The 24,847-nt window shown below is 63.3% G+C and carries 23 protein-coding genes; 17 read left to right on the top strand and 6 right to left on the bottom strand.

Annotated elements, in window-relative coordinates; all coding sequences use genetic code 11:
- Nucleotides 1–155: 155 nt before the first annotated feature.
- From G442_RS0100390 to G442_RS20150, 12 genes are all read left to right on the top strand, one after another.
- The gene (locus G442_RS0100390) at nucleotides 156–344 is read left to right on the top strand and encodes a DUF4089 domain-containing protein (protein ID WP_035375987.1); all 189 of its coding nucleotides are present in this window, start codon (nucleotides 156–158) and stop codon (nucleotides 342–344) included.
- Complete coding sequence (locus tag G442_RS20155; RefSeq protein WP_051291760.1) at nucleotides 341–1,741, top strand: AtzE family amidohydrolase; 1,401 nt, start codon at nucleotides 341–343, stop codon at nucleotides 1,739–1,741. Before G442_RS0100390 ends, G442_RS20155 begins: the two co-directional genes overlap by 4 nt.
- A 12-nt stretch (nucleotides 1,742–1,753) precedes the next feature.
- The gene (locus G442_RS0100380; RefSeq protein WP_026396383.1) at nucleotides 1,754–3,346 is read left to right on the top strand and encodes a gamma-glutamyltransferase family protein; all 1,593 of its coding nucleotides are present in this window, start codon (nucleotides 1,754–1,756) and stop codon (nucleotides 3,344–3,346) included.
- Nucleotides 3,347–3,510: 164 nt separating this feature from the next.
- Entirely contained in the window at nucleotides 3,511–4,758 is a 1,248-nt protein-coding gene (locus G442_RS0100375) for a pyridoxal-phosphate-dependent aminotransferase family protein (RefSeq protein ID WP_026396382.1), read from the top strand.
- Complete coding sequence (puuE, locus tag G442_RS0100370) at nucleotides 4,755–5,660, top strand: allantoinase PuuE (protein ID WP_026396381.1); 906 nt, start codon at nucleotides 4,755–4,757, stop codon at nucleotides 5,658–5,660. Before G442_RS0100375 ends, puuE begins: the two co-directional genes overlap by 4 nt.
- Nucleotides 5,657–6,184 carry a 2-oxo-4-hydroxy-4-carboxy-5-ureidoimidazoline decarboxylase gene (uraD, locus tag G442_RS0100365; protein ID WP_026396380.1) on the top strand — a complete coding sequence of 176 codons (528 nt, stop codon included), beginning with the start codon at nucleotides 5,657–5,659 and terminating at the stop codon, nucleotides 6,182–6,184. Before puuE ends, uraD begins: the two co-directional genes overlap by 4 nt.
- Complete coding sequence (gene uraH / locus G442_RS0100360) at nucleotides 6,181–6,534, top strand: hydroxyisourate hydrolase (RefSeq protein ID WP_026396379.1); 354 nt, start codon at nucleotides 6,181–6,183, stop codon at nucleotides 6,532–6,534. The genes uraD and uraH overlap by 4 nt, the downstream gene beginning before the upstream one ends.
- A 150-nt stretch (nucleotides 6,535–6,684) precedes the next feature.
- On the top strand, nucleotides 6,685–7,236 hold the full coding sequence (locus G442_RS0100350; protein ID WP_026396378.1) for a hypothetical protein: 552 nt from the start codon (nucleotides 6,685–6,687) through the stop codon (nucleotides 7,234–7,236).
- Between the two features lie 448 nt (nucleotides 7,237–7,684).
- The gene (locus G442_RS26025; protein WP_246789271.1) at nucleotides 7,685–7,900 is read left to right on the top strand and encodes a hypothetical protein; all 216 of its coding nucleotides are present in this window, start codon (nucleotides 7,685–7,687) and stop codon (nucleotides 7,898–7,900) included.
- 102 nt (nucleotides 7,901–8,002) lie between these two features.
- The gene (locus tag G442_RS0100340) at nucleotides 8,003–8,596 is read left to right on the top strand and encodes a contact-dependent growth inhibition system immunity protein (protein ID WP_026396376.1); all 594 of its coding nucleotides are present in this window, start codon (nucleotides 8,003–8,005) and stop codon (nucleotides 8,594–8,596) included.
- 247 nt (nucleotides 8,597–8,843) lie between these two features.
- Nucleotides 8,844–10,187, top strand: a complete 1,344-nt coding sequence (lysA, locus tag G442_RS0100335; RefSeq protein ID WP_026396375.1) for a diaminopimelate decarboxylase — start codon at nucleotides 8,844–8,846, stop codon at nucleotides 10,185–10,187.
- Nucleotides 10,184–13,126 carry a DUF4175 domain-containing protein gene (locus tag G442_RS20150; RefSeq protein WP_051291759.1) on the top strand — a complete coding sequence of 981 codons (2,943 nt, stop codon included), beginning with the start codon at nucleotides 10,184–10,186 and terminating at the stop codon, nucleotides 13,124–13,126. The genes lysA and G442_RS20150 overlap by 4 nt, the downstream gene beginning before the upstream one ends.
- A gap of 13 nt (nucleotides 13,127–13,139) precedes the next feature.
- Here the strand turns inward: G442_RS20150 and purN are convergent, their stop codons facing one another.
- Both purN and purM read right to left on the bottom strand, forming a co-directional pair.
- Entirely contained in the window at nucleotides 13,140–13,775 is a 636-nt protein-coding gene (purN, locus tag G442_RS0100325; protein WP_026396374.1) for a phosphoribosylglycinamide formyltransferase, read from the bottom strand.
- 10 nt (nucleotides 13,776–13,785) lie between these two features.
- Nucleotides 13,786–14,856: a phosphoribosylformylglycinamidine cyclo-ligase gene (gene purM, locus G442_RS0100320; RefSeq protein ID WP_026396373.1), complete on the bottom strand. Its 1,071-nt coding sequence runs from the start codon at nucleotides 14,854–14,856 to the stop codon at nucleotides 13,786–13,788.
- A 185-nt stretch (nucleotides 14,857–15,041) separates the two neighbouring features.
- Between purM and G442_RS0100315 the strand changes: the two genes are divergently transcribed.
- Complete coding sequence (locus tag G442_RS0100315) at nucleotides 15,042–15,836, top strand: P-loop NTPase family protein (protein WP_035375986.1); 795 nt, start codon at nucleotides 15,042–15,044, stop codon at nucleotides 15,834–15,836.
- Between the two features lie 367 nt (nucleotides 15,837–16,203).
- Here G442_RS0100315 and G442_RS24780 read toward each other — a convergent pair whose 3' ends face one another.
- Entirely contained in the window at nucleotides 16,204–16,383 is a 180-nt protein-coding gene (locus G442_RS24780) for a hypothetical protein (protein WP_146882052.1), read from the bottom strand.
- A 73-nt stretch (nucleotides 16,384–16,456) separates the two neighbouring features.
- Between G442_RS24780 and G442_RS0100310 the strand changes: the two genes are divergently transcribed.
- The 3 genes from G442_RS0100310 (at nucleotide 16,457) to mltG (ending at nucleotide 20,844) form a co-directional block, all read left to right on the top strand.
- Nucleotides 16,457–18,613, top strand: coding sequence for an RNA degradosome polyphosphate kinase (locus G442_RS0100310; RefSeq protein ID WP_146882050.1), 2,157 nt, complete (start codon nucleotides 16,457–16,459; stop codon nucleotides 18,611–18,613).
- A 323-nt stretch (nucleotides 18,614–18,936) separates the two neighbouring features.
- Nucleotides 18,937–19,815: an aldose 1-epimerase family protein gene (locus tag G442_RS0100305; protein WP_026396370.1), complete on the top strand. Its 879-nt coding sequence runs from the start codon at nucleotides 18,937–18,939 to the stop codon at nucleotides 19,813–19,815.
- A 12-nt stretch (nucleotides 19,816–19,827) separates the two neighbouring features.
- The gene (gene mltG, locus G442_RS0100300; RefSeq protein ID WP_084440268.1) at nucleotides 19,828–20,844 is read left to right on the top strand and encodes an endolytic transglycosylase MltG; all 1,017 of its coding nucleotides are present in this window, start codon (nucleotides 19,828–19,830) and stop codon (nucleotides 20,842–20,844) included.
- 29 nt (nucleotides 20,845–20,873) lie between these two features.
- Here the strand turns inward: mltG and G442_RS0100295 are convergent, their stop codons facing one another.
- Nucleotides 20,874–21,716 (bottom strand): lipid-binding SYLF domain-containing protein, encoded by an 843-nt coding sequence (locus tag G442_RS0100295; RefSeq protein ID WP_026396368.1) that lies wholly within the window; start codon nucleotides 21,714–21,716, stop codon nucleotides 20,874–20,876.
- Nucleotides 21,717–21,842: 126 nt separating this feature from the next.
- Entirely contained in the window at nucleotides 21,843–22,754 is a 912-nt protein-coding gene (locus G442_RS0100290; protein WP_026396367.1) for a hypothetical protein, read from the bottom strand.
- 178 nt (nucleotides 22,755–22,932) lie between these two features.
- On the opposite strand from G442_RS0100290, the gene G442_RS0100285 reads away from it, so the two are divergent.
- Nucleotides 22,933–23,910, top strand: coding sequence for a bile acid:sodium symporter family protein (locus G442_RS0100285; protein ID WP_026396366.1), 978 nt, complete (start codon nucleotides 22,933–22,935; stop codon nucleotides 23,908–23,910).
- A 161-nt stretch (nucleotides 23,911–24,071) separates the two neighbouring features.
- Here G442_RS0100285 and G442_RS20145 read toward each other — a convergent pair whose 3' ends face one another.
- Complete coding sequence (locus G442_RS20145; protein WP_051291758.1) at nucleotides 24,072–24,791, bottom strand: DsbA family oxidoreductase; 720 nt, start codon at nucleotides 24,789–24,791, stop codon at nucleotides 24,072–24,074.
- Nucleotides 24,792–24,847: the final 56 nt, after the last annotated feature.

Genomic DNA, 24,847 nt, shown 5'->3' with positions numbered 1-24,847 from the left:
GCGTCGCTATTGGTTCCAGTCCTGACAAAAAGTTCTAATTCGAAACGATTGGGGTGACGCCGGACAAACCTTCCTGACGGGCGTCGCGCGTGTAACAATTCCGTCGTGCGCGAAATGGTCGACGCCTGATCGCGAGGTATGATGAAGGGGCGGATATGTCTGTGAATGACGACAGTGGAGTAGATGAACTCGCGATCATGGCGCAGGCGGTGGCTCTGCCTCTACCGGACGCCTGCCGACCGGGCGTCGAAGCCAACGCCAGTGTGCTGCGCGGCTACGTGGCCCTGATCGAAGGACTGCCGCTTTCCGATCATTGCGAGCCAGCGTTTGGGTATACGCCATGATGACGACCGCCGCAGCGCAGGCGAACGCAGTCCGATTTGGCGTAAGGACCGCGCGCGAGACGATCGAAGCGGCGATCGAGACCATCGAGATACGTGACTCCGCCTATGTCAGCGTGACGCGACTTCTCGCGGAGCGCGCGCGGCGTATGGCCGACGCAATCGACATTCGCATTGCGCGAGGCGAGCAGGTCGGCCCGTTGGCGGGCGTGCCGTTCGGCGTGAAGGATCTGTTCGACGTCGCCGGGGAGGTGACGACTGCAGGCTCCGTCGTGCTGGCTTCTGACCCTCCGAAGGAAGACGACGCTATCGTGGTGCGGCGTCTGATCGCGGCAGGGGCCATTCCACTCGCACTGCTGAACATGGATGAGTTCGCCTACGGCTTTGCAACCGAGAACGCCCATTACGGCGTCACTCGCAACCCGCGTGATACGGATCGTCTGGCGGGGGGCTCCTCGGGTGGATCAGCGGCGGCCGTCGCGGGCGGCCTCGTTCCGATAGCTATCGGGTCGGACACTAACGGTTCGATCCGCGTTCCCGCGTCGCTGTGCGGCGTGTGGGGACTGCGGCCAACGCAGGGTCGCCTGCCGCTCGGCGGAGTGTATCCATTTGCAGCCAGCCTCGACGTGGTTGGTCCTTTCGCCGGAGACGTAGGCGATCTGAAACTGGCGTTCGAAGCGATGGATGGTCGTTCTCTCAGCGACATTCCTGACGCAGGCGGGCTGCGCGTGGCCCGACTGGGCGGGTGGTTCGAACAGGATCTTGTCCCAGCATTGAGAGAGGGTCTGGACCGTCTGACCGGGTTCCTCGGAATCTCCCGTATCGTCGAACTGCCAGAGGCGGCGCGCGCTCGCGCGGCGTCCTTCGTTATTACTGCGGCGGAGGGAGGTTCCCTGCATCTACCCCGTTTGCGAACGCGACCGATGGACTACGACCCCGCCACCCGCGACAGGCTGATGGCCGGCGCCATGCTGCCGGCAGCGCCGGTGATCCGGGCTCATCGTATTCGAAACTGGTTCCGCGAGCAGGTCCATGCGCTGTTCGAGCATGTGGACGTTCTCATTGCGCCCGCGACAGTCGGCCCGGCGCCGCGCATCGATCAGCCGACGATCATGGTGGGCGGCAAGCCGGTGTCCGCCCGCGCCAACCTGGGGCTGTTCACCCAGCCGTTAAGTCTGGCCGGGATGCCGATCCTCGCCGCTCCGCTTGCGCCGCCTGCGCACGAAGGCGCGTCGGCTGAAGAGCAGTTGCCGCTTGGCGTGCAGCTCATCGCCGCGCCGGGAAAAGAGGCCAGCCTTTTCGCCGTGGCCACTGCGCTTTCGCAAGCCGGACTGTTGGGTTTCCCAACTCCTGCGCCTGCGCCGGTCCATATGTCGTCGTCAAATTCCGGTAACTCCTGAGGATAGAGGCGTATGCTGCACACCCAGCGCTCGACACGCGGCATGGTCACCGCCCCGCATCATCTTGCGGCGCAGGCGGGCGTCGACGTGCTGCATGACGGCGGTTCGGCTATCGAGGCCGTCATCGCCACGGCGGCGGCCCTCGCAGTCGTTTATCCGCATATGACGTCGATCGGCGGAGACGGGTTCTGGCTTATCTGCTGGCCGGACGGCCGCACGCAGACCATTGACGCCTGCGGCGGCGCAGCGGCGGCGGCCGATCTCGATCTCTATCGCAGGAATGGGTATGACGCCGTGCCGTGGCGCGGTCCTCTTGCTGCAAACACTGTAGCGGGGACGATTTCCGGCTGGGCGAAGGCGCTCGAACTCGCGGCGCAGGCCGGAACGCCGCTGCCGCTGGAGCGGCTGCTGCGCGACGCCATTTGGTATGCGGAGAACGGCGCGCCGGTGACGAAGGGCGGCGCGGAACTGGCTGCGGCGAAATCAGCTGAACTGCGCCCGGTCTCTGGTTACGCAGCGATATATGAGCCCGACGGTCGTCCGTTGCTTGAGGGCGAGCTTCTGCGCAATCCTGCGCTCGGTGCGACGCTGCGCGAACTGGCGGAAGTCGGTCCAGCCTCGTTCTATGACGGGCCGCTGGCGGCGCGTATCGCGGCCGATCTTGCATCTGCGGGAAGTCCGGTCACCGCCGCCGATCTGGCGGCGCATCGCGCGAGCGTTCGACCGCCTCTGTCCACGTCCATCAAGGGCGCGACATTATTCAACATGGCGCCGCCGACGCAGGGCGTGGCGTCGCTGCTTATCCTGTCTCTGTTCGATCGTCTTGGCGTGACGCAGGGTGAAAGCTTCGAACACATTCATGGCCTTGTCGAAGCGACGAAGCAGGCCTTTCGATATCGCGACCGCCATGTCGGCGACCCGGCCTATATGACCGTGGACGCACAGACGCTTCTCGATGATTCGCGGACACTTGACGCCATGGCTGCGGCCATCGACCCGATGCGGGCCGCGCCGTGGCCGCACCCGTCTCAGGCTGGGGACACGGTATGGCTCGGCGCCATTGATAGTAATGGCGTTGCGGTCAGTATGATCCAGAGCACCTATTTTGAGTTCGGTTCTGGCGTCGTTCTGCCCGAGACAGGGATCACCTGGCAGAACCGGGGCGCGAGCTTCAGGATCGCCGAAGACGGATGGAACGCCCTGAAACCCGGCCGCAAGCCGTTCCATACCCTGAACCCCGCAGCGGCCCGTTTCGATGACGGACGCCTGATGGTCTACGGCACGATGGGCGGCGAAGGGCAGCCGCAGACACAGGCGGCGGTGTTCACCCGCTACGCCCGGTTCGGCATGGGATTGCAGGAAGCCGTCACGGCGCCGCGCTGGCTGCTGGGCCGGACATGGGGCGAGGACAGCGTGACCCTGAAATACGAGGACCGCTTTGCGCCCGAACTGATCGCGCGTCTCGGCGCTACGGGCCACGCGATCGAGCGCTCCGCGCCATTCACGTCGATGATGGGGCACGCGGGAGCGATCGTGAGAAACCCGGACGGCGTGCTGGAAGGCGCGTCCGACCCGCGCAGCGACGGAGCTGTGGCGGCGTGGTGAACGGTGAAGCGTCGTAACTCCGGATGACGCTCGCCGGAAATATTAGAGCATCATCCGATCAAACGGAATCGGCTGATCGGATAAAGAAATTCGTTAAAACAGTAAACCGGAGTCCATGAGCGCGCATAGACGTGTGAGTTGGCGAGATATTAGGAAAAGAGACGATGCAGGAACCATTTTTCGGACAGATAGATCCGCCGCAGCGTCTGCTGATGGGACCGGGGCCTGTGAACGTCCATCCGCGCGTTTTGCGCGCGATGAGCGCAGACATGCTGGGACAGTTCGACCCGGAAATGACGGAATATATGAACCAGACCATGGCGCTTTATCGTCAGGTGTTCATGACATCCAACAGGTGGACCTTCCTGATCGACGGCACGGCGAGGGCCGGGATAGAGGCGGCGATGGTCTCCCTTGTTGAGCCGGGGGCGCGCATCCTGATCGTCCGGGCCGGGCGTTTCGGGCTGCTGCTGTCCGAAATCGCGGAGCGGATCGGCGCCGACGTCCGCACGCTCGATCTCGAATGGGGCGAGGTCGCAACCCCGGAGGCCATCGAAGCCGCGATTGTCGCGCATCGCCCGGCGGTCTTCGCCTGCATCCACGGCGACACGTCCACCACAATGGCTCAGCCGCTTGAGGGCGTTGGCGAGATCTGTCGCAAACACGGCGTCCTGTCCTACGTCGATGCGACTGCGACGCTGGGCGGCATGGCGGTGGATGTCGATGGATGGGGCGTGGACGTCGTGACGGGCGGGCTGCAAAAATGCATGGGCGGGCCGCCGGGTTCCTCGCCCATCACGATTTCCGACTGCGCCGCCGAGCACATTTTCAGGCGCCGGCACGTGGAGAGCGGCATACGCGCGGCGGACGCCACGGATGGCATCGGCGCCCGCATCGGCTCAAACTATTTCGACCTCGCCATGGTGATGGATTACTGGTCGGAAAAACGCCTGAACCATCATACCGAAGCGACGACGATGCTTTACGGCGCGCGGGAATGCGCCCGTGTGATGCTTGAAGAAGGGCTGGCGACGCGCTTCGCCCGCCATCGCGCCGCAAGCGCCGCCGTGACGGCGGGATTGCGGGCGATGGGTCTGAATGTGTTCGGTCAGGATGCGTTCCGCATGACGAACGTAACAGGCGTCTGGATACCCGAAGGCGTCAACGGAGACGCCGTGCGCGCGCGGATGCGCGAGGATTTCGAAATCGAGATCGGCACGGCGTTCGGGCCGCTCGCCGGACGGATATGGCGCATCGGCGCGATGGGTTACAACGCGATGAAACACAAGGTCCTGCACACGATCGGCGCGTTGGACACGGTGCTTGCGGGGCAGGGATACGCCGTCCGTCGTGGAGAGGGCGTGGACGCCGCGCTCGCCGCATGGAACGCGACGCTTCAGGACGCGGCATGAGCGGGGCCTATCCTCGGGATCTTGCCGGATACGGCCAGACGCCGCCGGACGCGCGCTGGCCCGGCGGTGCGCGCGTGGCGGTGCAGTTCGTCGTCAATTACGAGGAAGGCGCCGAGAACTCCGTCCTGCACGGCGACCCCGCATCCGAAGCGTTCCTGTCCGAAATGGTCGGCGCGCGGGCGGTTTCGGGCGCGCGAGCAATGGCCATGGAAAGCCTTTATGAATACGGTTCCCGCGCCGGATTCTGGCGATTGCGACGGTTGTTCGTCGAACGCGGGCTGCCGGTGACGGTGTTCGGCGTGGCGATGGCGATGGCCCGCAACCCAGCCGCCGTCGACGCCATGCTGTCGGCGAACTGGGAAATCGCCTCCCACGGATTGCGCTGGATCGATTATCAGGACGCGCCAGAAGCCGTCGAACGCGAACACATCGCCGAAGCCGTCGCAATCCATACGGCGCTGACCGGAACACGGCCGCTCGGCTGGTATCAGGGACGCACAAGCCCCAATACGGCGCGCCTTGTCGCCGAGGAAGGGGGGTTCGTCTACGACGCGGATTCCTACGCCGACGACCTGCCGTATTACGATCGCACGCACGGTCGGGCGCAGCTGATCGTGCCCTACACGCTCGACGTGAACGACATGAAGATCGTGGCGCTGAACGGTTTTACGGAAGGCGAGCAGTTTTTCCGCTATCTGCGCGACACCTTCGATCAGTTGTGGGACGAGGGCGCGGAGACGCCACGTATGATGTCTGTCGGCCTGCATTGCCGGATCGCCGGACGACCGGCGCGCGCCCGCGCGGTCGCGCGCTTCCTCGACCACGTCATGGCGCACGACCGGGTATGGGTGGCGACGCGCCTCGACATCGCAAGACACTGGCTGGAGACCCATCCCGCATGACCGACGCTGTAAGCCGGGTCAACGCCATGACGAAGGATGCGTTCGTGGAGGCCTTCGGACCGATCTACGAATGTTCGCCCTGGATCGCGGACGCTGCGTTCGCGCAGGCGCCGTTCGCCGACACCGCCGCCGTGGCAGCCGCCCTGCGCGGCGTGATTGCGGCGGCGCCGGACGAAGCGAAACTTGCGCTGGTGCGTGAGCATCCGGAGCTTGCGCGGCGCGCGGGCGTGGACACGACGCTGACCGACGCGTCCCGTGCGGAGCAGGCGTCCGCCGGGCTCGACAGGCTGACGCCCGTCGAATATGCGCGATTCAACGCCCTTAACGACGCCTACAGGGCGCGTTTTGAGATGCCTTTCGTCATCTGCGTGCGGCTCAGCGACAAGGATTTCATCCTGTCGGAAATGGAGCGTCGCGGCGCGAATACGCCTGCGGAAGAGCTTGCGACTGCTTTGGGCGAGATCGACAAGATCGCCGCGTTGCGCTGCGCCGAGGTCTTTCGCAGATTGGAGGAGCCGTCATGAGCACGTTGTCGACCCATGTTCTCGATCTTGTCGCAGGCGGCCCGGCCGAAGGCGTGGCCGTCACGCTCTGGCGCGGTGAAACCGTGCTGTTCGCGGGCGCCACCAACGGCGACGGACGCTGTCCGGAGATCGCGGCCGTCGGACAACTTGAACCGGGCATCTATCGGCTGGAGTTTGCGGTCGCCGCTTATTTCCGCGACCGGGGCGTAGCGTTGAGCGATCCGCCATTTCTGGGCGTGGTGCCGATAGCTTTCGGAATCGCGGAACCTGCGGAGGACGGAAAGGGTGGACATTACCATGTGCCGCTTCTGGTCTCGCCGTTTGGGTATTCCACGTATCGAGGGAGTTAGGGCGTGTCGTCATTTAACGGAGAAAGTTTTACCCGAAGAAAGCACGCGTTTTTTGACTCTCCTGATCTGCATGGCGCTTCAGGAGGCGGAGGATCGTGTCGCCAGTGACGGTAAGACGATTGACTTCAAAGTGAAGGATATTGCCTGACGATGGCTGCTCCAGGCGCAAACGGTATCGTAAAATACGCTCATCTGATCCGTACCCGAAAATATGTTGCGGTGATTTCCATGGACAATCGAGGTGGCAGTTATTTCTCTGTTACGGGATGGTCCACGTTTATTGACCGCAAAGAGGCCACGCCGCAGTGGATCGGGAAAAATCTGATGAAGGCCCTGCGGACTAGCAAGGACCTCTTTATGCAATGGGGTAAGTATCCCCTACCTCAAGACAAAATTGACGCAGAGCGTAAAAAATCGGGGCCGCTCTACATGGAATTCTGGGGTCGTGTTCGGGAGAAATACGGCTTCAAGGATTGGCGCGAGGCTCAGACAAAATCGGCTCTGGTTTTTGCGGAATGGGAATGTGAGCAGACGGACCAAGTCCATCTGGCAGCATCAAAGGGGCGGGGAACAAGTCACTCTGCCTGGTATTCGAACGAAAACCACGGCAAGGTCTTTCATGCCTCGATCAGTGCCAGTGATCAGGAGTTTGGCGCGGTGGCGCTGCAGGCGCTTGACGCCTGCCAGCCAAACTACGCGTGACGCGCAGCTATCGGAACCGGCCATCTGCAAAGCGCTCCAAGGATCGTATTGCCGCCGACCCGGACACAAGCGGGAAAGATATTGATTTTGCTGTCAAGGTGATCGCATGAACATGCAGCAGCCGAGAGTTGCCCCCAGCACGAAACGAGCAAATATTATTCGAACACGAAAATATTTTGCTGTCATCTGCCGGGATGAATGGGGAGGCAGTCATTTCTCCCCGGACGGTTCCTCAATTGCCATCCCGATCAAGCAGGTTTCGGCGATCTGGATAGGAAACAACCTACGCCAGGCTCTCCTGACGAGCCATGACTATCGCGCGGATTACGGCTATGGTCCGCTATTTGACGAGAGACTTCAGGAAGCTCGCCCACGATCTGCCGCAGCGTCAAGAAATTTCTGGTTCGGAATAAGAGATGAGTACGGTTTCAAAGATCATCTTGCGGCCATGTCGAAATCGGCGCTCGCTTTCGTCGACTGGGATTACGAGGAGACGGATCAGATACGGCTTCGGGCTTCACGGGGTCGGGGCGGAGGACACTCAGCGTGGTATTCGCACGAAAACCACGCTAAGGTTTTCCATGTTTCGATCAACGTCACCGACGAAGAACTCGGCACGGTGGCGTTGCAGGCGCTTGACGCCTGCCAGCCAAATTACGCGTGACGCGCCAAGGGAAGTTCTCTGTAAAGCCTATCACGACGCCATGAACGACGTCTCCGCCGCCAGCGGCAAGTCTCTGACCTTCAAGAGCAACCCGGTGTCGTGATGAGAAAGAAAAAGCCGTTTCCAATAAGAAGTCATCCTCCGGGCACGCCGCATAGAACATGTCAGGTCAATCGCACGGACATGTACATCACCGTTATTTCTGACGAAATATGGGGCGGAATGCACTTCTCACGTCGCGGCCTAGCGATCCATTCGGCACGGGATGTGACGCCCGAATGGATCGGCGCCAATGTGCGACAAGCGCTCGAAACAAGCGAGTATTGCTCCCCGCCTCCTGGCGTTCCGATTGACCGGGACCACCTCATCGCCATGAAGGCCGCGTCAAGTGAGCGGCGTCTCGCCTTCTGGGACGACGTCGCCAGCACCTATGGCTACAAATCGAGGGATTTGGCCTGGAAAAAGAAGGACCACCTGTTCATTTCCTGGTTTAACGGATTGGAACCTGACATCGTCATGGAGGCATCCAAAAGCTCGGTTACCGGCAATCATTCGGCTTGGCCGCTCGACAGAAACGAAGGACGCGTCTTCCGGATTCCTTTCGCCGCATCCGATGCAGAGATTGGCGAAACAGTCCTGAAAACCTTGGCGAAGTGCGAAGGTCCCGGAAAGTCCACCCAGCCTCTCTTTCCATGATCCTGTCTGTCCGCTGAACAGGCAATCCATTCTGAACAACCCCGGCGCTTGCTGCGATAGGACCGTTGATCAGGGCGACTTCGGAAACGGGCGTGCGGCCATTGCCTCATGGGACCCGGAGAGTGGGGAGCATGGCTCAGAGTTCCGGCGCCCACCAGGCAGGAGCCGGGCGCCATAATGCAGGCCGCCGCGACGACCGACGTTTCTCCCCCTTGGAGGAGAGGCCGCGACTCTCTACCTTGGGCTCATGGCCGACGCTCCTGATCTCTCGACTCCCGACCCGACCGTTCGCGAACTGCTCGCCACAAGGCCACAGCTGTCGCTGGACCCGACCTGTGGGTTGATGATGGAGGGCGTGCCGCTTTCCGCCGTCGCGGACGAGATCGGCACGCCGACATGGGGGATCAGCGCGAGCACGCTGCGGATTCGCGCGCGGCGTCTGCTGACCGCCATGACGGGGGCGGGGTTGTCCGTATCCGTTCATTTTGCGGTCAAATCCAACGATCACCTCGCTGTGCTGCGAATTCTCGCCAGCGAAGGGCTCGGCGCAGACGTGGTCAGCGGCGGCGAGTTACTGCGCGCGCTGGAGGCGGGCGTTCCTGCGTCGAAGATCGTCTTCTCGGGCGTGGGGAAGTCTGACGCGGAGCTTCGTCTGGCGATCCAGAAGGGCGTCGCGCAGATTAACGTCGAAAGCGCCGAAGAACTGGAGATCATCTCCGCCCTCGCCGTGGAGGCCGGGCGCGTCGTCGACGTCGCGCTGCGCGTCAATCCAGACGTGGACGCTGAAACGCATGCGAAGATCACCACGGGCCTCGCCGACAACAAGTTCGGCGTTCCGTATGACGAGGCGCTGGCGCTTTATCTTCGCGCGGCTGCTCTGCCCGGCGTGCGTCCAGTCGGTTACGCCGCGCATATCGGCAGCCAGATTCTGAAGGCCGATCCCTACCGCGCGGCTTACGCCCGCGTGGCGCAGCTTGTTCGTGCGACGCGCGAGGCCGGGGCTGTGGTCAGCGTCGTCGATTGCGGCGGCGGGCTGGGCATCGGCTACCGTGACGAGGGCGAGGGCTCGCCGGAAGCCTTCGCCGGCGCCATCCGCGCGGAACTGGGCGATCTGGACGTGAGGCTGGCGATCGAGCCCGGCCGCTGGATTTCCGGGCCGTCCGGCGTTCTGTTGAGCACGGTCATTCTCCGCAAGGCGGTGACGGGCGGCGCGCCCTTCATCGTTCTGGACGCGGCCATGAACGATCTGTTGAGACCCTCTCTGTATGATGCGTGGCATGGCGTGCTCCCACTGTCCCCTCACGACGCGGTTCAGGAACCCGAGAAGGCGCACCTCGTCGGCCCGGTATGCGAGAGCGGAGACTGCTTCGCGCGGGATCGCATGCTCCCGCCGTTGCAACGTGGGGCGCGTGTGGCGTTCCTCGACGCCGGGGCCTACGGATCGGTCATGAGTTCCACATACAACGCGCGGCCACTGGCGGCGCAGGTGCTGGTCGAGGGAGAGCGCTGGGCCGTGATTCGCCCGCGTCAGACGGTCGAGGCTCTGTGGGCGAATGAGACGACGCCCGGCTGGCTGAACGGCGACGCATGAGCGACGCCGCGACATATGGCGGCGGATCGCGGGTTCCGGACCCGTGGCGTGATGCTTCGGACGCCAGAAAAGGGCCGGAAAACGCTTCGAGCGGCGGCTCTGGCGGTGGCGCAGGTGAGGGGCCGGCGGGCGGCCTCGCCGTAGCCCGCAAGCGCACGCGCCGCGTGTTGCTTGCCGAACGCGCGGCGCCGTTGCTCGCTCCGGCGGCTACGGTTGCTGGCGGTTATATTCTGGCGGGCCTGCTACGCGTGCCGCAAAGCCTGCCGGATGGCGCGCATCTGGCGCTGCTGCTGGGAACGAGCGCGCTGACGGCATGGCTCGCCCGACGCGGGTGGCGGCGTCTGCGCGAGCCGACGCTTATCGAGATCGATCGTCGCATCGAGCAGGCGTCGAATCTTCGCAACAGGCCTTTGGCCAGTCTGACCGATCACTCATCCGGTCTTGGCTCCAGCGAGTTGTGGCGTGCTTATCAGGAGCGCCTCGTCGCCTCGCTCGGGCCGTTGCGCTCCGGCTGGCCGCGCCCGGCTTTTACGCGTCGCGATCCATGGATCGCGGGCGGCCTGCTGGTTCCTGCGCTCGCCGTCGCGCTCGTCATGGCGGGCAGTCATGCTCCGGGACGTCTCGCCGCCGCCTTCGTGCCGGGCTGGGACGACCCGGATACGCCGATGCCGCATGTGGACGCGTGGATCACGCCGCCCGGCTTCGCGCTTTCAGCGCCGGTGTTCCTTAATAGCGGCGACGCTCCAGCGCCTGTGCCTCAAGGATCCGTAGTCACGGCGTCGGTAACGGGTTTGAATGGGGCGCCACGACTTGTTTCGAGTGGCGTCGAGGGGGAGAGCGTGAAGGCGCTCGATCCCCGATCGTGGCGGCTGGACGCGACGCTGGAGCATGGGGGCGCGCTGGCGCTCAAGGCGCGTGGACGGGTGATCGCCAGATGGAACGTCACCGTCACGCCGGATGCCGCGCCGATGGTCGCGTGGGGGAAGGGCCCCGGAGGCGAAAAGGGAAGCCGCCGGACCAGATTGCCTTACGAGGCGCGGCACTCTTACGGCATCGAGACCCTGACGGCCGAGATCCGCCTTGCCCACCCGTCGCTTCTGGGCGATTCCCGCGTGCTGCGCGTGCCGATCCCGCTTTCCGGGCATCCCGTGACCGCGAAAGGCGTCATAGCGCCCGACCTGTCTTCTGACCCGTGGGCCGGGGAGGAGGTCAAGGCCGTTCTTGTCGCGCGCAGCGTCAGCCATCAACAGGCGCAAAGCCAGTCAGTCACGTTCACTCTGGGGTCTCGGAAATTCCGTTCTCCCGTTGCGCGCGCCGTTCTCGATCTGCGGAAGCGGCTGGCGCTCGGGAAGGAATCCCGGCGTGCGGCGGCGGAGGATCTGGCGGCGCTGGGCGACACACCGGGGCCGCTTTCCAGCAATACCGGCATGTTTCTGAACTTGACCGCGATCGCCGCGCGTCTGTCCAATCCAGACGTCACGGATGAAGACGCAATAGCCGAATCCGTCGCCCGGATGTGGGATCTGGCGCTGGATCTCGAAGACCGGCTGAGGGGCGGCGACGAAGGCGCGCAGGCGTCCATCGAGGTTCGCGCCGCGCAGGAGGCCGTCGCGCAGCAGCTTCGGCATATGCGTGAAGACAACGCGCATGGGCCGGAGGATCAGGCAGAACTCCGTCGCCGGATGGAGGCGTTGCAGCAGGCCATTGCGCACAAGATGCAGGCGCTGACGCAGCAGGCGTTGCGCGACAAGACGGCCATCCCCGATCTGCCCGGCCTGACGAAGTCCGGCGACGACGCGTTCAGACGCCTGATGCAGCGTATGCAGGACGACGCGGCGGAAGGCAGGTCCGGCAACGCCATGGACAAGCTGGAACAGCTTGAAGATTCGATCGAGGGCATGCGCAACGCCACGCCGCAGGACATGGCGGCGCTTGGGCGGCAACTCGCAGCGCAGCAGAAGCTGCGGGAGCAGACCGACGGGCTGCGCGACATCGTGCAGCAGCAGACCAAACTGCTGGATCACGCGCAGTCGCGGCTCGACAAGGAGCGCCGGGCGGAAGAGCGGAACAACGCTGCGCGCGAACAGGACGACGACGGCGACACGAACCTCGCCACGATGTCGACGCAGGAATTGTTGCGCAAACTTGGCCTTGCGCCTCCGGGACAGGATGGCGGCGAACAGCAGCAACCGTCGGCCGAAGACCAGAGAAATTCCGGGCAGGACAGAGCAGGCGGGCAAGAAAATGGCGCGGCGCCGTCGGGGGCAGGCGCCGACCGGCTAGGTCAGGCCGATCATTCCGCCGGCAACCCGTCCGCGAGCGGGCAACCGCAGGCGGGACAGCCGGGCGACGGAGCGACAGCGGCGGACGCTCGCGGAACGGAGCGAGCCACGCAACACGCCCTTGAACGCGCAACAAGTGAGTTGCAGCAGGAGTTCAAGGACCTGACCGGCAAGGAGCCGCCTGCGTTCGCCAAGGCGCAGGGCGCGATGCGAGACGCTCGCCATGCTCTGGCGCAGGGAAATGACGGCGATGCGGCGGGCGCCGAGGAAAAGGCGTTGCAGGCGCTGCAGCAGGGCGGGCGGCAGATGCGAGAGGCTCTGCGCGGTAACGGCTCTTCCAGCGGTGGAAGGCCGAGTTTCCTGCCTGCGCTGAGTGGCGGCGACAACGGCGACCAATCAGGCGAGGGGCAGTCTCAGGCGGGAGATAGCGGCGCGGAACGTGGCGACGGCTCCGATAACGGGTCGGCGGACAAGGATCCACTGGGTCGTTCAACCGGGGAAGGCGGCGATAACGCGCCCGGCGACACGCACATTCCAGATACGATCTCTCGTGAACGGGCGCATGAGATTGAACAGGAATTGCGGCGCAGGGATTCGGATCGCACGCGACCGCAACAGGAACTCGATTACCTGGACCGGCTCCTGAAGTCGTTCTGAGAACGCGTCGCCTTCAGGCGACGAGCAGCGCCGCGTCGCCGGAGCAACCCGCTTCGGCATGTTCCGGCTGAAGCAACCGCCGCAGGGCGGCCGGATACAGGCGATGCTCCTGTTCGAGCACCCGTGCGGCGAGCATGTCCGGCGTGTCGCCCGGCAGGACCGGAACCGCCGCCTGCGCGATGATCGGCCCCTCGTCCATTCCGGCGGTCACATGATGCACCGTGCAGCCATGGACCCGCACGCCAGCCTCAAGCGCACGCTCATGCGTGTGCGTTCCGGGAAACAGCGGCAGCAGGCTTGGATGGATGTTGATCATGCGCCCGGCCCAGGCGTCCGTCATGAAGGGCGTCAGCAATCGCATATACCCGGCGAGACAAACGAACTTCACGCCCGCTTCGCGCAGGGCGGCGTCAATGACGCGTTCATGCGCCTCACGATTCCGGCCAAATTCGCGGTGCGGCACGGCCCGGGTCGCCAATCCCGCATCAGCGGCTGTCCGGAGACCGGGCGCGTCGGGATCGTTGCTCAGCACCAGCGAGACGGACGCCGGAAACTCCGGATCTGCGCAGGCTGCGATCAGGGAGCGCATGTTGCTACCCCGACCGCTGATCAGAATGCCGATTGGCGTTTTCTCGGCTACCGCCGTCATCGCGACAGGCTCACTCGCCGTCGAAGCGCGGCGTGGAGAGGAACCGCAGCCCCGGCGTCGCGCCAGCTTCGGTAGCCTCCACATGGCCTAACAGCACGCCGGTTTCGCCCATTTCGGCGAGGCGCTTCATCACAGCGTCCGGTTCAGGGGTGACAAGAACCATGCCGACGCCACAGTTGAACACGCGAAGCATCTCTTCGTCCGACACGCCTCCGGCGGCCGCCAGCCACTGGAACACAGGTAATGGAGTCCAGGCGTGTTCGACGACAGCCCCGGTCCCTGCGGGGAGAACGCGCGGCAGATTACCCGGCAGGCCGCCGCCGGTGATGTGGGCGGCGCCCGTCAACAGCCCTTCGCGGTGCAGGGTCAGCACTGTCGAAACGTAAAGGCGCGTCGGCGTCATCAGCGCTTCGCCGAGAGACGAACCGGGGGCGAACGGCGCCGGGTCGGAAAGGGTAAGGCCAGCGGCCTCAATCACTCGGCGGACCAGCGAAAAGCCATTCGAATGAACGCCGCTTGCGGTCAGTCCGATCAGACTGTCGCCCGGACGGATGGCGCCCGGCAGCAAATTTTCACGTTCGGCCGCGCCAACGGAGAACCCGGCCAGATCGTAGTGGCCGGGGGCGTACATGCCGGGCATTTCCGCCGTTTCGCCGCCCACAAGGGCGCAGCCGGACTGACGGCATCCCTCAGCGATGCCTTTCACCACCTTGGCGGCGTCTTCGACGGCGAGACGCCCTGTGGCGAAGTAGTCGAGAAAGAACAGCGGTTCGGCGCCCTGAACCACCAGATCGTTCACGCACATGGCGACCAAGTCGATTCCGACTGTTTCATGAAGGCCCGAATCTATGGCGAGATTCAGTTTCGTCCCGACGCCGTCGGTGCAGGAGACGAGAATCGGGTCCTTGAACCCGGCGGCCTTCAGGTCGAACAGCGCGCCGAAGCCGCCAAGTCCGCCCATGACGCCTGACCGGGTTGTGGCGCGCGCGGCGGGCTTGATCGCCTCGACCAGAGCGTCTCCAGCCTCGATATCCACGCCGGCTTCACGGTAGGTAAGGCCTTTCGCGGAGGATTGGGTCATCTCGATCTCGTCTCGAAGTAAATGGTGAGAGGGCGTATGTCGCCGCCCATCGTAATACGGCCATTGGCCGCAGGCCCGTCCGGTAATATGTGAAAGCGACGGGCGCGTCATGTCCCTGGCGCGTGGGAGTTTCCTTTAAGGCAGGCGAAGCGGCGCGCATAGCAGTGACGGACCGGGTTTGCGACATGAAATGCGCCGATGCACCCGAAAACCCTGCGGGCGCGGAGGAACGCAAACCTGTTCAGGGGACGCTCGCGCTGCCTTCGTCGCCACCGTCGTCCGGTCGCAGCCAGATTGCGCTGCCTTTCTCTCACCAGCCAGTGCTCGACGAAGCAGGCTTTGTGCCGGCCCGCTCCAACGCCGCCGCCCGTGCGTGGCTCTTTGGTCAGCGAACGATCGAAGGCTGGCCGGATCGGCGGTTGCTTTTGTGGGGCGGTCCGGGACGCGGGAAGACGCATCTCCTGCGCGTATGGGCGGCGCGTCATGAGGCAAAGGTGATCGAGGCCCGCGCTCTGGATGTTGACGTGGTCAAAAACCTCGCGGCCGGAGATGGTCCTGGCGCTTTGGCTATTGACGACCTTTCTGACGACGCCGTGGATGAGGTCGCCTTGCTACAGGCGCTGAATCTGGCGCGCGAACTCGGCGCGCCCGTGCTGATGACCGCGCGTCAGGCGCCCGCGCGCTGGCGGCTGACGGTGCCAGACCTGCAAAGCCGTGTGCGTGCGACGATGGCCGTCAGCCTTGGCCCGGCCGAAGACGTGTTGCTGCGCCGCCTGATGCTGCGGTTGCTCGCGGAACGCCAGCTTGTTGTCGCGGCGTCAGTTGTCGAGTGGATGTTGCCGCGTCTGCCTCGCGAAGCGCGCGCGGTACAGTTGGCGGTGCAGCGGATTGACGCGGCGTCGCTCAGCACGGGCGCGGCTTTCGACCGCGCGGCAGCGTCCGCGTTGATTGAAGAATTACTGGAGAACTACAGCGGGTAGCTGGTTAATCTTACTTCTTTGATTTATCTATTAATTGCATGATATTTAAGAAAAAATAAATCAGACCTTCAAGGCAGATTTTTTATAAAGCCGTTGTAAGGTACTGTTTTTAAATAAAATAATTACAAACTCATGGACGTTGCACATAACATCCATTGACGCCCATGGAGGCCGTGACGTCGCCATTGCTGGCGTCTTTTGTCCCCGAAATATCTCCCCTTGAATTTGTCATATGACAGAGCACAGGCGTGCGCCTACGCTGGTCAATTGATGTGACGACGAGTGATCGTCGCAGAGGTATGGGGAGTTCTATTTTGACTGGACGGCGGAAACCGAATTCTAACGCAACGACGCACGGTGGAAACGTTCACGAAAATTCAGAAGGCAAAGTCGCCGCCGGAAGGGCGCGTGGCGCCTCCGTCCTGTCCGGATCACGGTCGGCGCCTGCGAAAGCAGCGACAACAGGAGCGGCGAATTCGAAGCGCCCGAGCGCGCGATCCGCAACGATAAAATCGACGAGCGACGCGTCGACGACCGCGAAAGCCAAACCTCCCGCGCGCAAATCCGGGAAAGCGTTTCAAACGGAGAAAATTTCGACCCGCGCCCGCCCGCCCGCATTGATGCATGAAGCCATCGAAAAGGACTCTCCGGATCGTTTCATCAACCGTGAGCTCTCGTGGCTAGCCTTCAATCAGCGCGTCGTCGAAGAAGCCGAGAATCCCCGCAATCCGCTGCTTGAACGTCTGCGCTTTCTCTCGATCAGCGCGAACAATCTCGACGAATTCTATTCGGTTCGCGTGGCCGGTTTGGTCGGACAGGTGCGCGAGGGTCTTGTCTCCCTGTCTCCCGATGGCCTGACGCCGGCGTTGCAACTCGCGGCCGTGCGGGAGCAGTCGGCGCGGCTGCTGCGTAACCAGCAGCGCATCTGGGGCGATGTCCGTCAGCAACTGATGGAGGCGGGGGTCATTCTCTGCGCGCTTGATGATCTGGATGAGGCGGACCGGGCGTGGTTGAGCGCGCACTTCATGGACCGGGTTTTTCCGGTGCTCACGCCTCTGGCCGTCGATCCTGCGCATCCTCTGCCATTCATCCCGAACATGGGACTGGCGCTTGGCCTGCGGCTGGTTTCGGCCGACACAGGCGCGTTCGTCATGAACGGGCTGATCCTGTTGCCCGCCCAGATCGAACGCTTCATCCGCCTGCCGTCGCCGCCCGGCAAGCCGCCGCAGGTGCGCTTCGTGCTGCTCGAAGACCTGATCACGATGTGCATTGACCGGTTGTATCCCGGCCTGTCCATTGGCGAGAGCGGCATGATGCGAGTCATACGCGACACGGATGTCGAGTTCGAGGATGAAGCCGAGGATCTCGTGCGCTCTTACGAGACAGCCCTGAAGCGTCGCCGTCGGGGCGTTGTGATCCATCTCGACATGGAGGAGCGCGTTCCCCCTGAACTCGCTGACGCCATCGTCGATGAACTCGATCTGCCACCAGAGGAAGTGTCGATCCATTCCGGGATGATTGGCGTCGTCGATCTCAAGCAGATGATCGTCGACGATAGGCCTGATCTGCTGTTCCCGCCCTACACGCCGCGCTTCCCGGAGCGGATCGTCGATTTCGGCGGAGACTGTTTCGCCGCGATCCGCGCGAAGGACCTGATCGTTCATCACCCGTTCGAAAGCTTCGACGTTGTGGTGCAATTTCTGCGCCAGGCCGCCCTCGACCCGAACGTAATCGCCATCAAGCAGACGCTCTACCGGACGTCACGCGACAGCCCGATTGTCAAGGCTCTGATCGAGGCCGCCGAGGCCGGCAAGTCCGTGACCGCGATGGTCGAACTGCGCGCCCGTTTCGATGAGGAAGCGAATATTCGCCTGTCGCGCGCGCTGGAGGCGGCAGGCGCGCAGGTAGTCTTTGGATTCCCGGACCTGAAGACCCATGCGAAGCTCAGCCTCGTCGTGCGGCGGGAAGGCAGCGTCGTCCGGTCCTACGCACATTTTGGAACAGGAAACTATCACCCGATCACCGCGCGCGTTTACACGGATCTCTCCTTTTTCACATGCAACCCCGAACTGGCGCGGGATTCGGCGCGGCTGTTCAACTACGTGACGGGTTACGCGATGCCAGCGCGGATGGAGGCTATCGCGTTCTCGCCGCTGACGTGTCGTTCGACGCTGGTGGCGTTGATCGACGCGGAGATCGAGCATGTGCGGGCGGGACGGCCGGGAAATATCTGGCTGAAAATGAACGCGCTTGTCGATCCGCGCCTGATCGACAAGCTTTACGAGGCGTCGTGCGCCGGGGTGAAGGTCATGGCGGTCGTGCGGGGCATATGCTGCCTGCGGCCCGGAGTGCCGGGGCTTTCCGAAAATATTCACGTCAAGTCGATCGTTGGTCGTTTTCTTGAACATGCGCGAATTTACGCGTTCGGGGACGGGCGACGGATGCCGTCACGGTCAGCGAAGGTCTATATTTCCTCGGCTGACTGGATGACCCGTAACATGGACTGGCGCGTGGAAAGCCTGGTGCCGATCACCAACGCCACCGTTCATGCGCAGGTGCTGGACCAGATCATGATCACCGATCTGAAGGACAACCTCCACTCCTGGATTCTGGAGAAAACCGGCCAATGGCGACGTCTCGACCCGGGTGGAAAGCCGTTTTCCGCCCATGAGTGGTTCATGACTCATCCGTCGCTGTCCGGGCGCGGATCGGCCGCGTCCGAAGTGGCCATCCGGGCGCCTGCTCCGCATCCGCGAGATCGCCTTCTGGATGACTGATGCCGTGTATGCGGGACGTCGCGGCGCGTGCGAGCGCAGCGCGCCGCTTTTGGCGACGAGACCTGCTCAGAATGGACTCATCTGAACAGGCGGACAGCTAGGAGAAATAATAAGATACAGTATTCCCGCCTTCCCGAAATTCGGCGGAAACGTCCCGGCCAGTAATGGCGAAGAGTTCAATCGATCCGGAACTGGTCGCGTCCCGCGCCTCACGTATCCGCGTCACGCATTACGCTTCGCGCATGGATACATTACTGTACCGGTCAGAGACTCGCATTCGGCGGGTCGGGAATACGAAGTAAGCTCGCGGCAGGGAGTGCAGGATGACCGACATCAGCCACCAGTTCGGCGACGAATCCTGTCTGGCTACGGTGAGCGCTGCGGGGGCGGAGCTGTCTGCGTTGGTCTTCGACGGCGATCTCGACGCGCTGTGGAACGCAGGTCCCGAATGGCGGCGGCATTCGCCCGTTCTCTTTCCTATCGTAGGTCGGCTTGCGGACGATCAGGCTCTGATCGACGGCAAAACCTACCGAATGACGCAACACGGCTTCGCCCGTGATCGCGTGTTCGAATGGATCGAGCGCACGCCGACTGGCTGCGTGCTTGAACTTTGCGCCGACGATGAAACGCAGGCCGTCTTTCCGTTCGCATTCGTCCTGCGGATCGCCTACCGCGTATCAGCAGGACAGCTGATCGCCACCTATACGATCACGAACCCCGACGAACGCAAGGCGCTTCCGGCGTCTCTGGGCGTTCATCCAGCGTTCAACTGGCCACTTCACCCCGGCGAGGCACGGGAAGATTACGAAATCATCTTCGAGCAGCTGGAAAGCGAGCCGATCCGCCGTGTCGCGGGCGGATTGCTTTTGGATGAGACCTTTCCGTCGCCGGTCGATGGGCGCGTTCTCAAGCTCTCCGATTCCCTGTTCGTCGAGGACGCGGTGATTTTCGATTCCGTGGACTCGCGCTCCGTATGGTTTGGACGCCCCGGCGCGAAGGGTCTTCGCGTGAAATGGGCGGGGTTTGACGAACTCGGCGTATGGAGCAAGGAAGGCGCGCCGTTCCTCTGCATCGAGCCATGGCGCGGCCATGCCTCTCCGGCGAATTTTTCCGGCGCCTTCAAGGAGAAGCCAGGCCTGCTGCATCTGGGGCCTGGCGCGGAGTGGACGGCGTCGTGGCGGGTCGCCGCTACGGACGCGTGACGCCGCAATTTCATGAGCAGTTCAAAAACGCCGCGACGCTTCCGGCGCGCTCTGGGCGTGTTGGTCGTTTTCGTCGCGGTTTGCGCCGTAATCGTCGGCGCGGGCGTATGGCGCTATCGGGCGCCCGGCCCTTTGCCTGCGCAGGTCGCGATCGTCATTCCGCATGGCGGTTACGCCAGCACGATCCGCGCGTTGCAGGACCAGAGCGCATTGCCCGTCGGGTGGCTCGATACGCAGTTGTTCCGACTGGCGATCATCGCGACGCGGCATGATGGCCAGTTGCATGCGGCCGAACTGGAGTTTCCAGCCGCCGCTTCGATGGAGCAGATCTTGCAGGTGCTCCGTCACGGTCTGCCCGTTCGACATTGGTTGACGATACCCGAGGGACTGACCGCCCGGCAGATTGCAGCGCTTGTGAACGGCGCGCCGTTTCTCCTGGGGACGGTCCCCGTTCCGGTGGAAGGCGATACTGCTCCGCAGACTTACGATTATCCAAGGGGCGTTGAGCGGTCGGCGCTTGTCGGCCGTATGCGAGCGGCGATGCGCCGGGACGTCGCGGAGGTCTGGGCGGCACGCGCCCCGGAGCTTCCTCTGAAGACGCCGGAAGAACTGGTAACGCTGGCGTCCATCGTCGAAAAGGAGACGGGTGTGCCGGATGAGAGGCCGCACATCGCGCGCATCTTCCTGAATCGCTTGCGTCTCGGGATGAAGTTGCAATCGGATCCGACGACAATATACGCCATTAACGACGGCGCCGGGCCTCTGAGGCGCCCGTTGACTCATGCCGATATGGCGTTTCCGAGTCCCTACAATACCTATGTGTCCTCAGGTCTGCCGCCAGGTCCGATCTGTTCGCCGGGGTTGGCCTCTCTGCAGGCGGTCGCTCACCCCGCGTCCGGGGACGATCTGTATTTCGTTGCGTCGGGTAAGGGCGGGCATCGTTTCGCGGCGTCTTTGGAAGAGCACAACCGCAATATCGCAATCTTGCGTGGAAATACGGCCGAGATGAGGGCCACTCCCCAACCCTGAGAACATCAGGGTTGGGGGTATGGATTTTCTCAGTGATGCGTCGGCGCCGCCAGAGACTCGCTCGTCACGCCGCCAGTCGCAGGCGGTGTATAAGGCGTCAACGCAGTGGGTTGCGTGTTGTCGACGGCGCTGGCCGCTGCTCCTGCTGATGGCGCGGGAAGTGGAGCCGCGGCTGTCTGCGCGCCGTAGCGTGTCAGAATTTCGCGCAAGGGATCGGCGCCGGGATTGTTGACCCGCATGGCGATCACGATGTCTTCCGGCCCGACGGGCTGGTTGTAATAGGACCGATTGGCGCCGCTGTTGGTCGTGAGTTTCGAACCGCCCAACGCGGCGCCAGCGAACAGCCCTTTGGATTTCTGGACGGCCATGATGTCGGTGTTGGAACGCCCCGTGGTGCCGCTTTCGATACCGCTTCCCATCGTGGCGAAGGAGGCTGAGGCGTCGGCGCCGAACTTGAACTGGCTGTCGAGCAATGCCTGCAGACCACGATCGGTCATGACGAAAAACATCGCTTCGGAATCCTGCACGCCGAGCTGGATGCCTACGGACCCTGAACTGAGCGTATAGAACGCCGGATCGGACCATGAACCACGTGCGTCGCGGGCCAGCAGAAGGCAACCGCCGCCAGACCCGCCAATGCCGATCGACATGCGGAAGATCGACGGACAGACGAGAACTGCGCGCGCCTGCGTCAGGTAACGCTGGATCTTGCTGGTGGGCGTGGCGCCCACGAACATGTCCTGAACGGCCAGAGTGGCTTTATCGACCAGAGTTTGCTGCGACGCCGCAGCGCTGGCGACGCCGGGGGCGCTGGCGAGGCTGAGCGTGGCCGTCACCGATAAAAGTAGCCGGGAGGCGAGGCTAAGCCGCATGCGATGTCTCCTGTGGACGGCAGATAGAACGTTTATCCTCAGGCGAATCGCCTGAGTTTGTGGCGCGAGCATGGCTGAGACCGGGCGAGCGGGCAATTTCCGGCGAAACGACGGCAGAGCGCCCGATTATTTCAGCGGAAGGGGCACGCCGTTGACGGTGAGCACGCCGCCTTCCCAGGTCGTGTCCCACGCGCTGACGTCTCCGTCGCGATGGCTGACCAGTCGCGCCAGCACGAGCGCCGCGGCGACCCGCATCTGAGAGTCCTGTCGCGCGAGGTCTATGAGATCCTTGATATGTCGCACCTCGAGATGGCCGGACGCCGACGTGTGGTTGACGTCGCCCGTCAGAGTCGCGACGCCATGTCCGGTGAACTGAATCTGGTCACGACGTGCGGTCAGCGAATTGATCGTGACATGCACTGCGGGCATGGACGACGGCTTGCCGCCCGTCGCCGCCATCAACGTCGCGACGTCCTTGAGCGGCAACGAGAAGGCGGCGGCAGCGGATTGCGGCGCGAGGGAGGGAGCGGAGACGCCCGTTATGGTCACACCGGACATACTCAGATTCGCGTTGGCCTGCGTTCCGTCGATGCTCACCGAAAGCCGCGCGTCGCCTAGTCCAAGTTGCAACTCATGGCGCTTGATATGCGCGCCGCTCCAGCCCACGCTCAGCTTCTGTTTGTCGGCCAAATCCGCTTCGGCCTGCTTGCCCTCGGCTTCAAGCCACGCCGAGCACGCCGATTTATGCAGCCCGATGAACGCGGAAAGAAGCAGAACTGACGCCGCGTCTGCGACGCCATCGTCGGATCCTGTATAAGTTTCGCGCGTGGCGTCGAGCGTTGCGGCTCCGTCGTCCATGGATACATGGACGTGGGTCATCGCGCCGCCTGAGCCACCGTCGTGGCTGATGCGCGCGCATCCGGCTGGCGGCGGCGCAGCCAGGGCGGGAGCGAACGTTCCGCACAGCAGAACAAGCGCGAACGCGCTGCGCGCGCGGAATCCGGTTTTCCCGGCGGAGGTGTGGCTCAACATGGTCATGTGACGCCGACCCTGACCGAAAGCCGCGCGGTTCGCAATGGCGTCATGGCACGCCACGGCACCTGTAATCTGGACGAGCCAGCGTGGGTGTGGTCTTGAAGTTTGAGAGGCATGACGTCCATTCTTGCCTTCAACAACAAAAATAACACGCGCTTCGTCGCGCAGACTGGATGTTGCGATGCTGTTTAAACCGGACCCGTTCCTGCTGTGCCTGATTGCGACGCTGATCGTCGCAACGTTTATCCCCTGTCATGGCGCTGCTGTGCCCGTGTTCAACGGGCTGGCTGTCGCAGTTATCGCCATTATGTTTTTTCTGCAGGGCGCACGCCTCTCGCGAGAAGCCGTGGTGCAGGGACTGACTCACTGGCGGCTGCATCTGACGATCCTGTGCGCGACCTTCGTCCTGTTCCCCGCTCTGGGCCTGCTGCTGCACGCAGTGGCGCCGGGGCTACTGCTCGGCGACGTTTGGATGGGCATGCTGTTCCTGTGCTGTCTGCCGTCGACAGTGCAGTCGTCCATCGCTTTCACGTCGATCGGCCGCGGCAATGTGCCTGCGGCGGTGTGCGCGGCGACCGCGTCCAATATCGTTGGCATATTCATCACGCCGCTTCTGGTGGGTCTGGTGCTGGCCCGTCACGGGGCGCAATCCGGCGGCGTGCTGAATATCGTGCTGCAACTGCTGCTGCCGTTCGTGCTGGGGCAATTGCTGCAGCCGTGGATCGGCGGCTGGGCGCACCGGAACAAAAAACTTCTGTCGATGACTGATCGCGGTTCTATCCTGATCGTCGTCTACACGGCGTTCAGCGAAGCCGTGACGCAAGGGCTGTGGACGCGCCTTCCGCTTGAGCAGATTGGCATGATCGCGGCTCTCGACACCGTTTTGCTGTTCCTCGTTCTCTTCGTGACCGGCTTTGGCAGCAGGTTGGCCGGATTTTCGCGCGAAGATGAAGTCGCCATCGTGTTTTGCGGTTCGAAAAAGACCTTGGCGTCCGGGGTGCCTATGGCGAACGTACTGTTCGCTCCGGCCACAGTTGGCCTCGTGGTGCTGCCTCTAATGATTTACCATCAGATTCAGCTTTTCGTTTGCGCAGTGCTGGCGCGTCGTTTCGCCAAACGGGCGGAGCAGGAGGACGCCAGAATCGTTCAGGCGGGCTGAGCCGCAACGCGCGTGCAACTCCCGCGATCGCCGGGAGACTGTGTCCCGTCTTCGTCCGTTATTTGAGTTTGCGCACGGACGAAACGGCGGCGCCCAGCGCAATAGCGAAATTACGATTGTAGTCTGGCAAAGCAGTCACCTGTCCAACACGCAGGTCTTCGTCACGCGCCGCCCGACCATTCGAACAACGTGTGGGAGAACGCGTCGCCGGTCTTCTGGTCCATGTTCCGCTGTGGGCACGCCGCGTCGAAAATCTTGTCGAACACCCGGGCGTCATGAACGCCGGTCAGCCCGAGGCCGCCGATTACTACTGACGGAACGCCGTTGATCCCGGATTTTTGCGCTGCGACGTGGTCTGCGATGACTGTTCCGGTCAGGGTCTGTCCGGCGAGGAACTGCAAGGCGATTTCCCGGTCGAACCCTTGCGCTGCGGCAAGGTCCGCGAGCGTCAAGTGGTCGGCGATATCGGCGCCGTCCCGGAAATACGCCGCAAAAATCGCACGAGCGAGATTGAGGCAATCGCCTCTGGCTCCGGCCCATACGAGCAGTCGATGCGCGTCGATGGTTGGCCTGACGCGTGCGATCCTTTCGAAGCGTATGTCCAGCCCGGCCTCGTGCGCCTGAACAGCTATCAGGCTACAAATGCGTGCAGCACGCTCGTCGGATCCGTGACGAGACCGGAGGTAATCGACGAAGCTCACTCCAACGCCGGGAAGAGAGGGGTTCAGCAGGAATGGCCGCCACCGCAGGCTGCAGTCCACGTCGTCGCGTTGCGCAAGCGCCGAAACGAGTTGCTCGATCCCGATGTAACACCAGGCGCAAACGAAATCGAAGACGATTTCGACCTCTACCTTGGCGTTAACGGGGGCGAGCATGTTCATGGCGCGATCATAGGGAGATCGCGCCCCTTTTGCCCACCAAAAAAGCCTCTTTGACG

It is taken from the genome of Acetobacter nitrogenifigens DSM 23921 = NBRC 105050 (assembly GCF_000429165.1).
GTDB classification, from domain to species: Bacteria; Pseudomonadota; Alphaproteobacteria; order Acetobacterales; family Acetobacteraceae; genus Acetobacter; species Acetobacter nitrogenifigens.
Note: the sequence above shows the minus strand (reverse complement) of the source record. Positions and strands in the feature narration are given on the sequence as shown.

What these genes read in the sequence shown, in the direction of transcription:
- G442_RS0100390 (WP_035375987.1), top strand. Translation starts at nt 156, where the DNA reads ATGTCTGTGAATGACGACAGTGGAGTAGATGAACTCGCGATCATGGCG.
- G442_RS20155 (WP_051291760.1), top strand. Translation starts at nt 341, where the DNA reads ATGATGACGACCGCCGCAGCGCAGGCGAACGCAGTCCGATTTGGCGTA.
- G442_RS0100380 (WP_026396383.1), top strand. Translation starts at nt 1,754, where the DNA reads ATGCTGCACACCCAGCGCTCGACACGCGGCATGGTCACCGCCCCGCAT.
- G442_RS0100375 (WP_026396382.1), top strand. Translation starts at nt 3,511, where the DNA reads ATGCAGGAACCATTTTTCGGACAGATAGATCCGCCGCAGCGTCTGCTG.
- puuE (WP_026396381.1), top strand. Translation starts at nt 4,755, where the DNA reads ATGAGCGGGGCCTATCCTCGGGATCTTGCCGGATACGGCCAGACGCCG.
- uraD (WP_026396380.1), top strand. Translation starts at nt 5,657, where the DNA reads ATGACCGACGCTGTAAGCCGGGTCAACGCCATGACGAAGGATGCGTTC.
- uraH (WP_026396379.1), top strand. Translation starts at nt 6,181, where the DNA reads ATGAGCACGTTGTCGACCCATGTTCTCGATCTTGTCGCAGGCGGCCCG.
- G442_RS0100350 (WP_026396378.1), top strand. Translation starts at nt 6,685, where the DNA reads ATGGCTGCTCCAGGCGCAAACGGTATCGTAAAATACGCTCATCTGATC.
- G442_RS26025 (WP_246789271.1), top strand. Translation starts at nt 7,685, where the DNA reads ATGTCGAAATCGGCGCTCGCTTTCGTCGACTGGGATTACGAGGAGACG.
- G442_RS0100340 (WP_026396376.1), top strand. Translation starts at nt 8,003, where the DNA reads ATGAGAAAGAAAAAGCCGTTTCCAATAAGAAGTCATCCTCCGGGCACG.
- lysA (WP_026396375.1), top strand. Translation starts at nt 8,844, where the DNA reads ATGGCCGACGCTCCTGATCTCTCGACTCCCGACCCGACCGTTCGCGAA.
- G442_RS20150 (WP_051291759.1), top strand. Translation starts at nt 10,184, where the DNA reads ATGAGCGACGCCGCGACATATGGCGGCGGATCGCGGGTTCCGGACCCG.
- purN (WP_026396374.1), bottom strand. Translation starts at nt 13,775, where the DNA reads ATGACGGCGGTAGCCGAGAAAACGCCAATCGGCATTCTGATCAGCGGT.
- purM (WP_026396373.1), bottom strand. Translation starts at nt 14,856, where the DNA reads ATGACCCAATCCTCCGCGAAAGGCCTTACCTACCGTGAAGCCGGCGTG.
- G442_RS0100315 (WP_035375986.1), top strand. Translation starts at nt 15,042, where the DNA reads ATGAAATGCGCCGATGCACCCGAAAACCCTGCGGGCGCGGAGGAACGC.
- G442_RS0100310 (WP_146882050.1), top strand. Translation starts at nt 16,457, where the DNA reads ATGCATGAAGCCATCGAAAAGGACTCTCCGGATCGTTTCATCAACCGT.
- G442_RS0100305 (WP_026396370.1), top strand. Translation starts at nt 18,937, where the DNA reads ATGACCGACATCAGCCACCAGTTCGGCGACGAATCCTGTCTGGCTACG.
- mltG (WP_084440268.1), top strand. Translation starts at nt 19,828, where the DNA reads ATGAGCAGTTCAAAAACGCCGCGACGCTTCCGGCGCGCTCTGGGCGTG.
- G442_RS0100295 (WP_026396368.1), bottom strand. Translation starts at nt 21,716, where the DNA reads ATGCGGCTTAGCCTCGCCTCCCGGCTACTTTTATCGGTGACGGCCACG.
- G442_RS0100290 (WP_026396367.1), bottom strand. Translation starts at nt 22,754, where the DNA reads ATGACCATGTTGAGCCACACCTCCGCCGGGAAAACCGGATTCCGCGCG.
- G442_RS0100285 (WP_026396366.1), top strand. Translation starts at nt 22,933, where the DNA reads ATGCTGTTTAAACCGGACCCGTTCCTGCTGTGCCTGATTGCGACGCTG.
- G442_RS20145 (WP_051291758.1), bottom strand. Translation starts at nt 24,791, where the DNA reads ATGAACATGCTCGCCCCCGTTAACGCCAAGGTAGAGGTCGAAATCGTC.